Raw genomic sequence first — 14,785 nt, 5'->3', positions numbered from 1 at the left:
AAAACCGATACATCCATAGAAACCTATTATCCGGAACCAAGAGTTACTTTGGACCAAAATTGTAGTGTTAATATAGAAAAACTCATTACACATCAAAGGAGCGTTAACGATGGTACGTATTCTGATTGCTGATGATGATGCATCCATACTGGAATTGATCCATATGTATTTGACCCGTGAGGGATATAGCGTGCACCGCGCCCGGGATGGCCGGGAAGCTTTTGATATGCTGAGTGATGGCAAATGGGATCTGATTATCCTCGATGTCATGATGCCGCATATGGATGGCTGGGAGCTGTGCATGGACATTCGCCGCTATTATGGCGATGTGCCGATCCTGCTCGTTACCGCCAAAGGCGAAGCTGAAGACAAAATCAAGGGCTTCCGGCTGGGAACCGATGATTATCTGGCCAAGCCATTCGTGCCGGAGGAGCTGGTCATGCGGGTAAAAGCACTCCTGCGGCGGTACCGTATCTTCGCCGGCGAGTCACTGACGATCGGCAATGTACGGCTGGATGCGTCCACCAAGGAAGCGGATGTGGGCGGAACTCTACAGTCCCTGCCCGCCAAAGAATTCGATCTGATCTATACGCTCGCCGGATTCCCCGGACAGATCTTCACCCGGGATCAGCTGATCGAGAAGATCTGGGGTCATGACTATGATGGAGATGAGCGGACAGTAGACGTGCATATCAAGCGGCTGCGCGATCGTTTCTCCGAAGAGAACGGCTTTATGATCCAGACGATTCGGGGGATCGGTTACCGGATCGAGGTGAAGACAGATTGAAAAATATTTACAGCCAGCTCGTACTCACCTTTATCCTTGTTATCGTCGCCAGCTTCCTGGTAACTCTGCTGCTGTCGGACTGGGTATTCCAGCGCCAGCAGGTGAATTTCGTGGAAGACCGAATTCTGACGGATGCACGGGCGATGGCGGATATCCAGTCTTCGCTGCCCGAATCGATGATCCAGAAGTATCTGGACAGTCAGGGCGGTCAGCTGCAGATCGTGGTCATCGGTGAGAACGGAACGGAATACCGCTCGACCGGCGATGGACCGGGCGGTCCGCCAGGGATGTCCTCCTCCTCTTCGGAAGCGGATGACAGCAGTCATATATCATCTACGGATGCGTCCGGTGCGGATAATACGCCAGCAGCCGCTGCTACCGCCTTGCAGGACAGCAGCGTATCCTCTGCTGCAGACTCACCACCGTCGTCAAGCACGCCTTCTGCACACGCAAGGGCTCGGAAGACCGGTCCGGCAGGTCAGTGGGTTATTCCTGCACAGGTTCAGCAGCAGGTGCTGGATGGTCAGACATATCACCCGGACAATTCGCAGGATAACAAGACACCGGGGATACCGAATTTGACGTCTCTTTTTAGTCGCAGCAAGCCGGAAAATAAAACACCGCGCTATGTAGGTGTGCCGTTCGAGCGAAACGGCGAGCACTATGCCCTCTTCGTCCGCCCGTCTCCCGGTCATTTTGTAAACCAGTTCAACAACTGGATGATCCTCGTGCTGTCGGTCATGCTGGTCACCGGTGTACTGCTGTTCCTGTTCGCTGCCAGACTGATCGCCCGGCCGATCAACAAGCTCTCTGAAGCGACCCGGCTCGTCGCCAAGGGAGATTACAGTGTACGCGTGAATCTCAAGCGGCGGGATGAGATCGGCGAACTGGGTACCAATTTCAATCAGATGACGACCCAGCTGTCCAAGATCGAAGCGATGCGGCAGGAGTTTGTCTCCAATGTATCGCATGAGATTCAGACGCCTCTCACCTCGATCCGCGGATTTGCCGGTGCGCTGCGCGACAGTGCCACCGATGAGCAGATCCGGCATCTGCAGATCATCGAGCAGGAGAGCGAACGGCTGTCCAAGCTGAGCAGCAATCTGCTCAAACTCGCTTCCCTGGATGTAGTGAAGCTGAATACACGTCTTTTCCGGCTGGATGAGCAGATCCGGATGTCTGTCGTTTCCTGCGGACCAATGTGGACCGCCAAACACATCGATCTCTCCGCCGATCTGGAAAAAATTCAGTTCACCGGCGATGAGGATCTGCTCAGTCAGGTGTGGATGAATCTGCTGTCCAATGCGATTAAGTTCACCCCGGAAAAAGGAAATATTTATATCACGCTCACCGAGAATGAACAGTGGATTCGGGTATCGGTACAGGATACCGGCTGCGGGATCACCGAAGAGCATCGTCAGCATATCTTTGAACGATTCTACAAGGCGGATACGTCCCGCAACTCCGCTACCGGCGGCAATGGACTCGGACTGTCCATCGTCCAGAAAATTGTAGGTCTGCACGGCGGCCGCATTGAGGTCGACAGCGCACCTGATCAGGGTACGATCATGAGAGTGTATTTACCCCAAGAGATTGGCTCGATATCTTAATAGATAGGCATACGTAGAGCGTCTGAGAGTGGTTAAAAATCTTCGGAAGATTGCTGCTCATCCCTGATCATCTATGCAGAAAATAGATTACTTTGAATAGAACCAAAGCGGTTTTCCCGAATGAAATCTCGGATTTTCCGGGCGGTAATCCCTTTCCAGTAGAGGGATTACCGCTTTTTTTATGTTCCTTTACCGGAATGCTCAGCGATGTTTAAGGCAGCGTTCATTTATTGTTCATATTGCATTGTTATATTTTTTACATAAGCTGCTCATCCTGTTAATACGATTAACGGATGGACTGACGGAATAGACGTTTGGGATTGGATCATCACCATGATGAATACAGCTTGTGATGTATATAAGGAGGAAATGAATATGCGATACTCGATTGTCGTCCCGGTGTATAACGAGGAAGCTGTCGTATTTGAATGCTATCGCCGTCTGACCGAAGTGATGAGACAGACACGGGACAGCTATGAACTTATTTTTATTAATGATGGAAGCCGGGATCAGACCTCTTCGATGGTCAGCCAGCTGTGCAGCAGCGATCCTGCGGTCAGGCTGATCGACTTTTCCCGCAACTTTGGCCATCAGATTGCGATTACGGCGGGGATGGATCATGCGCAGGGCGATGCGATTGTCGTAATTGATGCAGATCTGCAGGACCCACCCGAACTAATCCTGCAGATGATCGAGAAGTGGAAGGAAGGCTATGATGTCGTCTACGCGACCCGTGCCGAACGTAAAGGCGAGACCGGGTTCAAAAAGTGGTCGGCTGCCGCCTTTTACCGGACACTCAACAAGTTGAGCGATATCGATATCCCGCTCGACACCGGTGACTTCCGCCTGATCGACCGCAAAGTATGCGAAGCGATGAAGAGTCTCAAAGAAACAAACCGGTTCGTCCGCGGCCTGGTGAGCTGGGTAGGCTTCCGTCAGACTTCCATCTCCTACGTACGCGAAGAGCGCTTTGCCGGTGAAACCAAGTATCCGCTCAAAAAGATGCTCAAGTTCGCCTCCGATGCACTTGTTGCCTTTTCCCTGAAGCCGCTGCGTCTGGCCAGTATACTCGGCAGTGTAATCTCGCTGTTCAGCTTTATTTACCTGCTGTTCGTCGTCGGTCAGAAGCTGCTGCATTTCTCTACGACACCCGGCTGGGCTTCGGTGATCGCCTGCATCCTGTTCCTGAACGGTATTATGCTGATCATCCTCGGGGTTCTGGGCGAATATATCGGCCGGATCTATGACGAGGTCAAGCAGCGTCCGCTGTATCTGGTACAGGAGACCAAGAACTTCAGTCAGGAGCAGCATCCTGTCAGCGAACCACGTCAGATGATTCAGGAACAACGCTATGTTGGTTTCTAAACTGTTTGCCAGCCAGGCTGTCCGCTTTGCGGCAGTAGGCGTCTCCAACACAGCGATTGATTTTATTGTATTCATGCTGCTGCATCCGCTCATTAGTGTTGTTCCTGCACAGGTGATCAGCTATGCTGCAGGAACAGCCAACAGCTATTTCTGGAATCGGCGCTGGACCTTTGAACGGGGTAAAGGCTGGAATATGGGCGAGCTGCTGCGCTTCCTGCTCGTCAATGCTATTGTTGCCGCGATCACGACAATTGTAATCAGCCTCCTTTCGGCGTCCATTCCGGTCTGGATCGCCAAAATCACAGTAACGTTTCTCGGTCTGACTATTAATTTTGGCTTTAGCAAACTATGGGTATTCCGATAAGCATTATGTGGACAGCGACAGAACTTCTCCGCTGTCCCTTTTTATACATTCCTGCTCATTCTGTTCATTCCATTTATTTCAATCCTCAAGGAGGCATTTATCATGAAATTACGCAAAGCGATTATCCCGGCAGCCGGTCTCGGCACACGACTGCTGCCTGCCACCAAGGCACAGCCCAAAGAAATGCTTCCCATCGTAGACAAGCCTGCCATCCAGTATATTATCGAAGAAGCCGTAGCGAGCGGCATAGAATCCATATTGATCGTCACCGGACGCGGCAAGCGCTCGATCGAAAATCATTTCGACCATTCCATTGAACTGGAGCTTGATCTCGCCTCCAAAGGCAAAACGGCTCTGCTGGAGCAGGTCAACCGCATTTCCGAAATGGCCGATATTCACTATATCCGACAGAAAAAGCCTCTTGGACTTGGTCACGCGATCCTCTGTGCACGTCAGTTTGTCGGCAACGAGCCATTTGCCGTGCTGCTCGGGGACGATCTGATCGTACATGAAGAGCCCGGCCTGAAGCAGTTGCTTAATCAAAATGTGTACCCTTCCACCGCCATTGTCGGCGTACAGCATGTTCCTTATGAACATACAAATAAATACGGCATCGTCGCTCCTGCCGCCATCTCCAGTACGCCCTACTCCATCATCCCGGTCAGTGATATTGTGGAAAAGCCGAATGTGGAAGATGCACCTTCGGATCTCGCAGTGATCGGCCGTTATGTACTGCCGCCGGAGATTTTCGATATTCTCGAAGACACCCTGCCGGGCAAAGGTGGTGAAATCCAGTTGACCGATGCCATCTCCCGACTGCCGCACCTGGCTGCGCTGGAGATTCAGGGCAGCCGCTACGATATTGGCGATCCGCTCGGCTATGTCAAAGCAACCATCGATTTTGCGTTAAACCGTCCGGAACTGCGCGATGAGATACAGAATTATTTGCAGGATAAATATCAACCTGTCTATGTAAATTCGGTGACTTCTACGAGTCCGAAACTTTAACATAAATAAAAAAAGCTCTTCTGCATCGATCCGATTCCCGTTTCTTTCGAAATGGAAATCCGACTTGCAGAAGAGCTTTTTCGTTGTTCATTACTGCATATTGCTCGTATGAACATTACACGTGATTGATGTGATTAGTAACCTACACCGTTGTAAGCCATGATCCAGACCGAACCGGATACGACAACCAGAACGATTGCCAGACCGAATATCAGAGCCATTACGTTCCAGCGCGGCTGGTTACCCTGACGTTCGCGTACATGCATGAAGAAGAACAACTGAACTGCAAACTGTAACACGGCTGTAATCATAATTACCAGGATCGTAGGGATCTCGGACAGCATATGATTCAGAACCACAACCAGTGGAATAATCGTCAAGATAATCGATAGGACGAAACCGATGACGTAAGATTTTACGGAGCCATGTGCATGCGCTTCGTTGTGTCCGTGTGCATGGTTGGAATGATCCGCCATTTTACATCACCCCCATCAGATAAACGACCGACAGCAGGAAGATCCATACTGCGTCCAAAAAGTGCCAGTACAAGCTGATAACATTAACTTTACCACGCGTTACATCATTGATACCACGACGGGACAGTTGGATAATCAAAAGAATCATCCATCCCAGACCCATCGAAACGTGAAGTCCGTGCGTACCTACCAGTGTAAAGAATGAGGTAGAGAATGCGCTAGTACCAAAGTTGAATCCTTCATGAACCAGGTGTACAAACTCTTGTACCTCAAGGCCGATAAACGCCGCACCCAGAATGAAAGTAACGATCAGCCAAGCGATCAGCTGTTTTACATTACCTTTGTTCATTGCCAGTACAGCCAGACCACTTGTGAAACTGGATGTTAACAGGATAAAGGTCTCTGCTATAACACCAGGCATTTCAAAAACTTCATGTGCGCTCGGGCCACCTGCTGTGTTGTTGTGAAGTACCACATACGTAGCAAACAGCGTACCGAACAAAACAACGTCCGTGATCAGAAAGATCCAGAATCCGAGCATTTTCAGCTCCTGCGGATCATGGTGACCATGGTCGTGATGACCATGATCATTCTGTGATACGGCTTGTGCCATTAAAGTGTCCCCCTTAATGAAGCCTCAGTCTTTTCTACTTCTTCAGCAGGGATATAGAATCCTTCATCGTCATTCATGGAACGTACAACCATACATGCTAGTACGCCTGCAAGGCCGAGAACGGCCATCCATACCCAATGGAAGGTGAATCCAAAACCAGCAATGAAGAAGAACGTAGAAAATACAATCGGTATACCCGAATTACTAGGCATGTGAATTGGTTCGTATTTCGGCTTCGCATCTTTCTTAGGAAGCTTGCCGGCAGCACGACGCTGCTTTTCAACCCAGAGTGGATCTCTGCTGTCCACAACCGGTGTAATTGCAAAGTTGTACTCTGGTGCCGGGGATGGAATCGTCCATTCCAGCGTATGAGCATCCCAGATATCGCCTGTTGTATCTTTCTCGCGATACTTGAAGCTGTAAGCAATCTGGATCGCCTGGAAGATAAATGCAATACCCATCAGGTATGCACCAACAGTGGATACCACGTTAAGCGGTCCCCAGCCGGTATCCCAGTCGAACGTACTTACACGACGAGTCATACCCATCAGACCAAGCAGATATTGCGGCATGAAACATACGTAGAAACCGATGTTCCAGAACCAGAAGGACCATCTGCCCAATGTCTCGTTCAGCTTGAAGCCGAACATTTTTGGCCACCAGTAGTACATACCGGCGAAGTAACCAAACACGACACCACCGATCAGAACCTGGTGGAAGTGGGCAATCAGGAAGTAACTGTTGTGATACTGGAAGTCAGCAGGCGCAACGGCCAGCAGAACCCCTGTCATACCACCGACGATAAAGGCCGGGATAAAGGCAACCGTCCACAGCATCGGCAGATCGAAGCGAATTCGACCACGATACATCGTAAACAGCCAGTTAAAGATTTTAACCCCTGTCGGAATCGCAATCAGCATCGTCGAAATCGCAAAGAATGCGTTGACGTCTGCACCGGAACCCATTGTGAAGAAATGGTGAGCCCAGGTGAAGAAGGATACGAAGGCGATGATCATCATGGCGAAGACCATGGATGTGTAACCGAACAGTTTTTTACGGGAGAATACGCTGACGATCTCGGAGAAAATACCGAACGCCGGCAAAATAACAATGTATACCTCAGGGTGACCCCACATCCAGATCAAGTTGATATACATCATCGGGTTACCGCCGCCATCGAGCGTGAAGAAGTGTCCTCCTCCAAAGCGGTCAAGGAACAGCAATGCCAGTGTAACAGTCAAAATTGGGAATGCAAAAATAATGATTACACAAGTTGCAAATACCGACCATGTGAACATCGGCATTTTCATCATTGTCATGCCTGGTGCACGCATTTTGATGATCGTTACCAGGAAGTTGATACCTGTTGCCAGGGAACCGATACCGGAGATCTGAATACCCCAGATATAGAAGTTCTGTCCAGGCCCTGGATTAAATTGAAGTTCCGAGAGCGGCGGATAACTCAGCCAGCCCGCATCCGGTGAACCACCGATTACGAACGACAGGTTAAACAGCATCGCACCCAGGAAGAACAGCCAGAAGCTGAGTGAGTTCAGGAATGGGAATGCGACGTCGCGCGCACCAATCTGAAGAGGTACAACGACGTTAAACAAACCGAACATAAATGGCATTGCCATAAAGAGGATCATAACTACGCCGTGCGTAGTAAATACCTGGTTATAATGTTCGGGATGCAAAAATTCAAAATTCGGAATAGCCAGCTGTGTCCGCATCATGAGAGCATCCACACCGCCGCGGAACATCATGATGATCGCAGCGAGGATGTACATGATACCGATTTTTTTATGATCGACGGTTGTCAACCAGTTACGCCATAACCATTTCCATTTCTTGAAATAGGTTAGTCCCGCAACGATCGCAATCGTCACCAATGCGATGGATACGTCTGCACCGTAAATCAGCGGGTCACCGGTGACAAAAAATTCTGATGCAAACTGTTTAATATTCTCGAGCATCGGGGAGCTCCTTTCACTGTCTTTATGCGTTCCGCTTACCGGTACACTGCTTCACAATCAACAGCATATCAGCAGCGGAACCTGATCGAACCTAGTTGCTTGAGCCTTCCTGAGTGTCTGTACCCAGTCCGTCATGCTCATTGTTGGATTTGGTATCCGTACCCATATCGCTTTGACCCTGTTCACTTTCCTTCTCATTGATTTCCGTCTGAGGAGTCGTGTGAGTCGCGCGGTTGCTGTTGTCAGCCAGACCGCCAGGCAGATATTTGGTTACGAGTTGTTGGAACAAATTGTCCGGGAAAGAGGAGAATGACTGCTTGTCCGCTGTTCCTGGAATAGCCAGTGACTGGTAAGTTTCCATCGTCATTGGTTTGGATTCCGATTTGATTTTGTCCACCCATGCACGATAATCCGCATCGGACACAGCGTTCACATCAAATCTCATATCGGCAAAGTGCTCACCGCTAAAGTTCGCTCCTGAACCGAAATAGGTTCCCGGATGATCGGCCTGCATGTACAGGGTCATCGCCATACCGGACATCGTGTAAATCTGGCCGGCCAGCTGCGGTACCCAGAAGGAGTTCATCGGCGCGTCGGACGTCAGTTCAAAACGAATAGGTGTGTCTTCCGGAATTGTCACGGAGTTTACAGTGGCAATATTTTCTTCCGGGTTAAAGAACACCCATTTCCAATCCAGAGAAACGACCTGGATCGTAACTGGTTCCTTCTCGGACTTAAGTGCCACGGAAGGCTCCAGAGCATACGTGTAACGAACCGTTACGACAGCCAGAATAAAGATAACGACGATCGGAATGCCCCACCAGATGGTTTCAAGCAAATTGTTGTGGCTGAAATCCGGATCGTACTTGGCCTTTCTGCCTGGCTTGTCACGATACCTCCATACAATAATAAAAGCAATTATTGTCGTCGGCACGATAACGATTGCCGTCAGAATCGTAGAAATGACGATTAAGTCCCGCTGTCCTTCTGCAATAGGTCCTTTCGGGTTAAGAACGAAATAGTTGCCTGTACCGGCAAACAACGCCCAAACCGTCAGGGCCAGTGACAGAACGGTCACAATCAGAACAACCCATTTCATAAGGCGCGAACCTGGTTTTTTGCTCATCTTGATCCCCTTTCTCACATAACGCTTATGACGTTCATAATATTGAAACCACACATTTCTATGTTAACACTAAGTGTGCTTTTTGCGTATCCATAGAAGGTGTAAATTTCGGTTTTTTTTAGCTTGTTAACAAATCTGTCAATTTATTAGCAAACGGAAGTGAATGTTTTCACATTATTTAAAGATTAACATATTTTTACTCCGTAAAAAAGCCCCTTCAAGAACAAATTCTCAAAGGAGCCACTATTTAATTGTAAGCCGCACCGTTAATCTTCCTTGATTCCTTCTTTGCCTTCATCGCTGCGTGCCTGCATGGAGCCGAAGGATTTACCAATGAAGTAAATAAAAGTTGCTGCCACGAGACAGCCGATTCCGCCCATCAATCCCATATTGTTGTCATTGAACGGTTGGAGATTGAAAATAATCAGGAAGACACCTACTGCGCAAATCACCCATGATACGATTGTCAGTGCTCTGCTCATCGCGTAAGTATTATGTCTTGGTGAATGATTACGGGGCGAATTGGAATGCCCTTTGGTCTTGGTAGCCATATGTTCCACTCCCCTTTCATGATTGTGATTCTGATTCGTCTACCGGTTGAATTATTGATGGTATCGTTCGGGTGACGTTAGCATGATATAGAGCTTATTACCACAAAAGCATGGGTTTGATTCGCTTCGGCTTCTTTTCCTTTAAAATAATTAATAATCCAGCCGCATCAGGGAGTTATTACGGCAGAGGTACAGATGGTCAGCCAATCCGGCGCAAATGACTCTCATGCTTACTGGGATGGCCACCGCCTTTGCAACCAAAAGGAAAAGCCAGCGTTCCAGAACCGAGCAGATGGCCCGATCAGCAGAACGCTGGCTTTTATACGGGACAAAATGAATTGTCTCCATAATGAATAACTTCTATTAAAAAATCTAAATGGTATGGATACGATCAGCGCGTCTCCATCCAGTTGTTGCGGACGACATTCTGGTACCAATAGTAGCTTTCTTTGGGCGTGCGCTCCAGGGTGCGGAAATCGACATGGATCAGTCCGAAGCGCATCCGGTAGCCTTCTGCCCACTCAAAGTTATCCATGAGTGACCAGGCCATATAGCCTTTGAGCGCAATGCCATCATTGATTATCCGGTGCACCTGGGCGATATGCTGCTGCAAATACTGGACGCGCAGCGTATCATTGACTGCCCCGTCTACCGGACCGTCGTTGACACAGGCGCCATTTTCGGTAATGTAGATATCGACATTGCCGTACTTTTGCAAATAATGCAGTACATCATACAGACCTGTCGCATCGATCGGCCAGCCGATATCGGTCTTGAACAGTCCCATATCCACCTCTTCACTCTGCAAATAACCCGCTTCCGGATGATAGCGATTTACCGAAGGATGATAGTAGTTAATGCCAAGCAGATCGATCGGCTGGGCAATGATCTCCATGTCTCCGTCCTGTATCGGCGGCTTGGCGCCTGCCTGCAGGAACCACTCATACAGGGAGTCCGGGTAGCTGCCTTTGTAGATCGGATCGAGGAACCAGTCTGCATACACTTCAATATTTCGGTTGCAGGCCGCGCGGTCTTCGGGGCTTTTGCTGTACGGAACCGCCCAGGCAACGTTCGGTGCAATACCAATCTGGCCTTCCAGCTGCATATCACGGAACATTTTGACCGAGTGACCGTGTGCGACCAGCAGATGGTGACCCACATTTAGGGCAATCTGCAGATCCTGGTTGCCCGGTGCATGCTTGCCCTCCAGGTTGGACAGGAATGCAATGCACCACGGTTCATTGAAAGTGAGCCAGAACTTAATTTTACCGGAAAATTCGCGGAACATGACTTCGGCATATTTGACAAAAGCATCGATTGTACGCCGATTTTCCCAGCCGCCCACATCCTGCAGTGCCTGCGGAAGATCCCAGTGGTACAGCGTACAGAATGGCTCAATGCCCGCATCCAGCAGACAATCGACAAACCGGTGATAAAAATCAATGCCTTCCTGATTGATCTCACCGTCTCCATCTGGAATGATCCGTGACCAGGCTACCGAGAAGCGGTATGTCTGGATACCCAGCTCTTTCATCAGCAGGATATCTTCTTCATAGCGATGATAGCTGTCACAGGCAATATTGCCGTTATGTCCATCAAATACTTTGCCCGGTGTATGGGCAAACGTATCCCAGATCGACAGACCGCGTCCGCCTTCCTGATAAGCGCCCTCGATCTGGTAAGCGGCTGTAGCGGTACCCCACATAAAGTCTTTGGGAAATTGGAAAATGGTCATGATTGGTTGCCTCCTGTATAGTGGTTGGTTGAAAAGGCTTCATTTGTGTATCCGGCGTTCATACGGCCGGGATCGATCCATTCGTATGCGTTTACATTATAGTTTAGCGGTGAGCCCTGTAAAAGGATGTAACTTATGTTTCATGGTGCGCAAATTCAAGGATTTTTGAGTGACGAATATGCGCAAGGTGGGATGGTGGGGGCAGCATCCACTTCAGAGCAGTAAGATATTTTGCTGCGCAAAAGTCACTTCTCATTGAACCCCGCGTTTCAATTGCCAAACGCTTAAAGCAGTAAGATATTTTGCTGCGCAAAAATCACTTCTCATTGAACCCCGCGTTTCAATTGCCAAACGCTTAAAGCAGTAAGATATTTTGCTGCGCAAAAATCACTTCTCATTGAACCCCGCGTTTCAATTGCCAAACGCTTAAAGGTCGTCCGTTGCTCTTATTTCCTTTCTTGCGTTCCCTGCTGGGTCATCATTGGTGGTTCTGTGCATACTGGATACCCAGTTGTAGGGTGGCAATTTTACAGGCTTACAGACTTATCAAGTTTACGTGTCTGCCATTTATATACATATAGTGGAAATACGATATGCATCTTCAGGCTGTGGACTGCAGTTACAGCTCGGAGGCCTGTAAGATATAGCATTGGCCCGCTTGCAGGGATAGGTTTAGTCGGTGTTGCCCGTTGCTATTGGTAACAGTGAGCACCGGGGAAGCTGCTTTTTCATTGGCCGGCACGCTTCCTGCTCCGATGGATGCTGCAGAGATGGTCTCTGTCAGGATTAATGGTACCGGGGACAGCAGGCTGCATGTATGGTCACGATCGGACAGGATGGTGGCGGTGGTCAATTTGCCGTGCTGCCAGCTCAGATCGATGGTGAAGCCGCCTCGGGCGCGCAGGCCGGTGACCTGGCCGCTAGACCAGGCTTCGGGCAGGGCGGGCAGGAGGTGGATTTCGTTCAGATGGCTTTGCAGCAGCATCTCTGCCATTCCGGCTGTTCCGCCGAAGTTGCCGTCGATCTGGAAGGGCGGATGCGCGTCAAACAGGTTGGGATAGGTGGAGCGTGCCAGCAGGGTATGCACAAAATGATAAGCTTGCTCTCCATCCAGCAGCCGGGCATACAGATTGATCAGCCAGGCGCAGCTCCAGCCGGTATGACCGCCTCCGTGGGTAATGCGCCGCTCCAGTGAGACACGGGCGGCTTCGACCAGCTCGGGAGTCTCATAGCGGTTGATCTCCCGTCCCGGATACAGCCCGTACAGATGGGACACATGCCGGTGCCCCGGTTCATGCTCCTCATAGTCCTCATACCATTCCTGCAGCTGTCCATGCTGTCCAATATGAAAAGGATACAGTCTGTCCACAGCTTGCTGCAGCTCTACCACCAGCTCTTTATCCGTTTCCAGTACAGCGGCCGCTTCCATACAATGAGTGAACAGTTCCCGGATCAGCGTCATATCCATCGTGGACGCTGCGGATGTACTGCATGGTTGACCGGAAGCGGTCCGGAATTTATTTTCAGGTGAGGTCGAGGGTACAGTGACCAGATAACCGTGCGGGTCTTCCACCAGCCAGTCCAGTGCAAACCGGGCCGCTTCACGCATGACCGGATAGCCGGTCTGACGCAGGAACTCCCGATCTTCGGAAAAGGCATAATGCTCCCACAGATGCGCACACAGCCAGACACCACCGAGCGGCCAGAAGGCCCAGCTGGCATCGCCGCCTGTCGGCAGGGCGGATCTCCACAGATCGGTATTATGATGAGCCGTCCACCCCCTGGCGCCATAGCGCGTGCCGGCAACCTCTCGTCCGGTATGACTCAGCTCCTCTACCAGATCGAGCAGCGGCCCATGACATTCACCGAGTCCGCAGACTTCGGCTGGCCAGTAATTCATCTGTACATTGATATTGGTCGTATAATCGCTGTTCCACGGCGGCTGCACATGCGGATTCCAGATGCCTTGCAGATTGGCCGCCTGATCTCCCGGACGCGAGCAGGCGATGAGCAGATAGCGTCCATAATGGAAATACAATGCTTCCAACCCGGTATCGGTCCCTCCCTGCCGGTACTGCTCCAACCGCTGGTCCGTAGGCAGCTGTAGCAAATGGACTGCTGTATTCTGCTCTGCGTCTACAGGTTCCGCGTCATCGCTGTACAGTTCCAATCCTACCCGGTCGAACAAATGGTGATGATCCTGCTGATGTGCTTCCACGAGGGTGGTCCACCCCAGCGCTGCTGCTTCATCCAGCCTGGCCGTACATTCCTCATCCAGTCGACGTCCTGCGCTTCCTGGCAGACGCTCATAGCCGTCAAAGTCCGTGACCGTTGCCAGCAGAACGATCAGCTCGGTCGTGTTCTCGATATGCAGCTGTCCATCGCGGTGATGCACATGACCACCCGCAGTATGTAATCGTGCATGCACCCGGAAATGAATACCATGCTCTTCCTCCGCATCATACCGGTACGGCTCCTGTCGGTCACGATACCACTGCATATCCGGATACACATAACCATGCATTTGCAACTCCTGCTGCCGGCTATCCAGCTGATGAGGCTGTACGCTATGCAGACGAACAGCTGCGCTGAACGGTGTGCCGTCACTGCTGCTCATCCGGTAGGCGAGCATCTGATGCGGACGACTGACCAGCACTTCCCGCTGCATCGTTCGTCCATCCTCTGTCCAGCAGGTACGTGCTATCGCATTGCGTATATCCAGTTCACGATAATAACCGAGCGGCTCCTGCTGTTCATGCACATATTCGATCTCCAGATCACCCAGCGGCTGATATGCCTCTACATCCTTGCCGAGCATCCGCGTGTTGATTATCTCCTGTGCCTCATCCAGCTGACCGTCAAAAATCAGCTGCCGCACATGATCCAGCTCAGCCGGGTCGACAGCCGGTATATCCTGTTGCGGCCTGCCCGACCATAATGTATCTTCATTCAGCTGGATCACATCCTTGTCGAATCCGCCAAATACCATCCCGCCAAGCCTGCCATTGCCGATCGGCAGTGCTTCTTCCCATACTGCTGCCGGTTGGTCATACCACAGGGAATAAGGAGAACAATATCCTCTCTGCTTCATGCCACCACTCCTTCCATACTTTTCATACTCATTTGATTCACATTCAGAGATACAGCACTGCTCAACAGGCTTGCTCATCAGCC

13 protein-coding genes are annotated in these 14,785 nt (G+C 50.4%); 5 read left to right on the top strand and 8 right to left on the bottom strand.

Annotated elements, in window-relative coordinates; genetic code table 11:
- Nucleotides 1–109: 109 nt before the first annotated feature.
- From M1D61_RS04030 to galU, 5 genes are all read left to right on the top strand, one after another.
- Nucleotides 110–787 (top strand): response regulator transcription factor, encoded by a 678-nt coding sequence (locus M1D61_RS04030; protein WP_458121268.1) that lies wholly within the window; start codon nucleotides 110–112, stop codon nucleotides 785–787.
- A complete protein-coding gene (locus M1D61_RS04025) occupies nucleotides 784–2,397 on the top strand; it encodes a sensor histidine kinase (protein WP_458121267.1) in 1,614 nt (537 codons plus the stop codon). Before M1D61_RS04030 ends, M1D61_RS04025 begins: the two co-directional genes overlap by 4 nt.
- A 369-nt stretch (nucleotides 2,398–2,766) precedes the next feature.
- Complete coding sequence (locus M1D61_RS04020) at nucleotides 2,767–3,762, top strand: glycosyltransferase family 2 protein (protein WP_458121266.1); 996 nt, start codon at nucleotides 2,767–2,769, stop codon at nucleotides 3,760–3,762.
- On the top strand, nucleotides 3,749–4,126 hold the full coding sequence (locus tag M1D61_RS04015) for a GtrA family protein (RefSeq protein WP_458121265.1): 378 nt from the start codon (nucleotides 3,749–3,751) through the stop codon (nucleotides 4,124–4,126). The genes M1D61_RS04020 and M1D61_RS04015 overlap by 14 nt, the downstream gene beginning before the upstream one ends.
- Before the next feature lie 102 nt (nucleotides 4,127–4,228).
- Nucleotides 4,229–5,134, top strand: coding sequence for a UTP--glucose-1-phosphate uridylyltransferase GalU (gene galU, locus M1D61_RS04010; RefSeq protein ID WP_458121264.1), 906 nt, complete (start codon nucleotides 4,229–4,231; stop codon nucleotides 5,132–5,134).
- Nucleotides 5,135–5,268: 134 nt separating this feature from the next.
- On the opposite strand, the gene cyoD is transcribed toward galU, so the two are convergent.
- From cyoD to M1D61_RS03970, 8 genes are all read right to left on the bottom strand, one after another.
- Nucleotides 5,269–5,610, bottom strand: a complete 342-nt coding sequence (gene cyoD, locus M1D61_RS04005) for a cytochrome o ubiquinol oxidase subunit IV (RefSeq protein ID WP_046216132.1) — start codon at nucleotides 5,608–5,610, stop codon at nucleotides 5,269–5,271.
- A 1-nt stretch (nucleotide 5,611) separates the two neighbouring features.
- Nucleotides 5,612–6,223, bottom strand: coding sequence for a cytochrome o ubiquinol oxidase subunit III (gene cyoC / locus M1D61_RS04000; protein WP_046216133.1), 612 nt, complete (start codon nucleotides 6,221–6,223; stop codon nucleotides 5,612–5,614).
- Nucleotides 6,223–8,199 carry a cbb3-type cytochrome c oxidase subunit I gene (locus tag M1D61_RS03995; protein ID WP_458121263.1) on the bottom strand — a complete coding sequence of 659 codons (1,977 nt, stop codon included), beginning with the start codon at nucleotides 8,197–8,199 and terminating at the stop codon, nucleotides 6,223–6,225. The genes cyoC and M1D61_RS03995 overlap by 1 nt, the downstream gene beginning before the upstream one ends.
- Nucleotides 8,200–8,290: 91 nt before the next feature.
- Complete coding sequence (gene qoxA / locus M1D61_RS03990) at nucleotides 8,291–9,325, bottom strand: cytochrome aa3 quinol oxidase subunit II (RefSeq protein WP_458121262.1); 1,035 nt, start codon at nucleotides 9,323–9,325, stop codon at nucleotides 8,291–8,293.
- Nucleotides 9,326–9,591: 266 nt separating this feature from the next.
- The gene (locus tag M1D61_RS03985) at nucleotides 9,592–9,876 is read right to left on the bottom strand and encodes a hypothetical protein (protein ID WP_458121261.1); all 285 of its coding nucleotides are present in this window, start codon (nucleotides 9,874–9,876) and stop codon (nucleotides 9,592–9,594) included.
- Between the two features lie 150 nt (nucleotides 9,877–10,026).
- The gene (locus tag M1D61_RS03980) at nucleotides 10,027–10,224 is read right to left on the bottom strand and encodes a hypothetical protein (RefSeq protein WP_458121260.1); all 198 of its coding nucleotides are present in this window, start codon (nucleotides 10,222–10,224) and stop codon (nucleotides 10,027–10,029) included.
- 43 nt (nucleotides 10,225–10,267) lie between these two features.
- Nucleotides 10,268–11,611: a GH1 family beta-glucosidase gene (locus M1D61_RS03975; RefSeq protein WP_458121259.1), complete on the bottom strand. Its 1,344-nt coding sequence runs from the start codon at nucleotides 11,609–11,611 to the stop codon at nucleotides 10,268–10,270.
- 619 nt (nucleotides 11,612–12,230) lie between these two features.
- On the bottom strand, nucleotides 12,231–14,702 hold the full coding sequence (locus M1D61_RS03970; RefSeq protein WP_458121258.1) for a glycoside hydrolase family 95 protein: 2,472 nt from the start codon (nucleotides 14,700–14,702) through the stop codon (nucleotides 12,231–12,233).
- Between the last annotated feature and the right edge of the window lie 83 nt (nucleotides 14,703–14,785).

Source organism: Paenibacillus sp. Z6-24, from assembly GCF_054161335.1.
Note: the sequence above shows the minus strand (reverse complement) of the source record. Positions and strands in the feature narration are given on the sequence as shown.

Bases quoted from the DNA above. Each gene is read 5' to 3' on its own strand.
- M1D61_RS04030 (WP_458121268.1), top strand. From the start codon at position 110: ATGGTACGTATTCTGATTGCTGATGATGATGCATCCATACTGGAATTG.
- M1D61_RS04020 (WP_458121266.1), top strand. From the start codon at position 2,767: ATGAATATGCGATACTCGATTGTCGTCCCGGTGTATAACGAGGAAGCT.
- M1D61_RS04015 (WP_458121265.1), top strand. From the start codon at position 3,749: ATGTTGGTTTCTAAACTGTTTGCCAGCCAGGCTGTCCGCTTTGCGGCA.
- galU (WP_458121264.1), top strand. From the start codon at position 4,229: ATGAAATTACGCAAAGCGATTATCCCGGCAGCCGGTCTCGGCACACGA.
- cyoD (WP_046216132.1), bottom strand. From the start codon at position 5,610: ATGGCGGATCATTCCAACCATGCACACGGACACAACGAAGCGCATGCA.
- cyoC (WP_046216133.1), bottom strand. From the start codon at position 6,223: ATGGCACAAGCCGTATCACAGAATGATCATGGTCATCACGACCATGGT.
- M1D61_RS03995 (WP_458121263.1), bottom strand. From the start codon at position 8,199: ATGCTCGAGAATATTAAACAGTTTGCATCAGAATTTTTTGTCACCGGT.
- qoxA (WP_458121262.1), bottom strand. From the start codon at position 9,325: ATGAGCAAAAAACCAGGTTCGCGCCTTATGAAATGGGTTGTTCTGATT.
- M1D61_RS03985 (WP_458121261.1), bottom strand. From the start codon at position 9,876: ATGGCTACCAAGACCAAAGGGCATTCCAATTCGCCCCGTAATCATTCA.
- M1D61_RS03980 (WP_458121260.1), bottom strand. From the start codon at position 10,224: ATGGAGACAATTCATTTTGTCCCGTATAAAAGCCAGCGTTCTGCTGAT.
- M1D61_RS03975 (WP_458121259.1), bottom strand. From the start codon at position 11,611: ATGACCATTTTCCAATTTCCCAAAGACTTTATGTGGGGTACCGCTACA.
- M1D61_RS03970 (WP_458121258.1), bottom strand. From the start codon at position 14,702: ATGAAGCAGAGAGGATATTGTTCTCCTTATTCCCTGTGGTATGACCAA.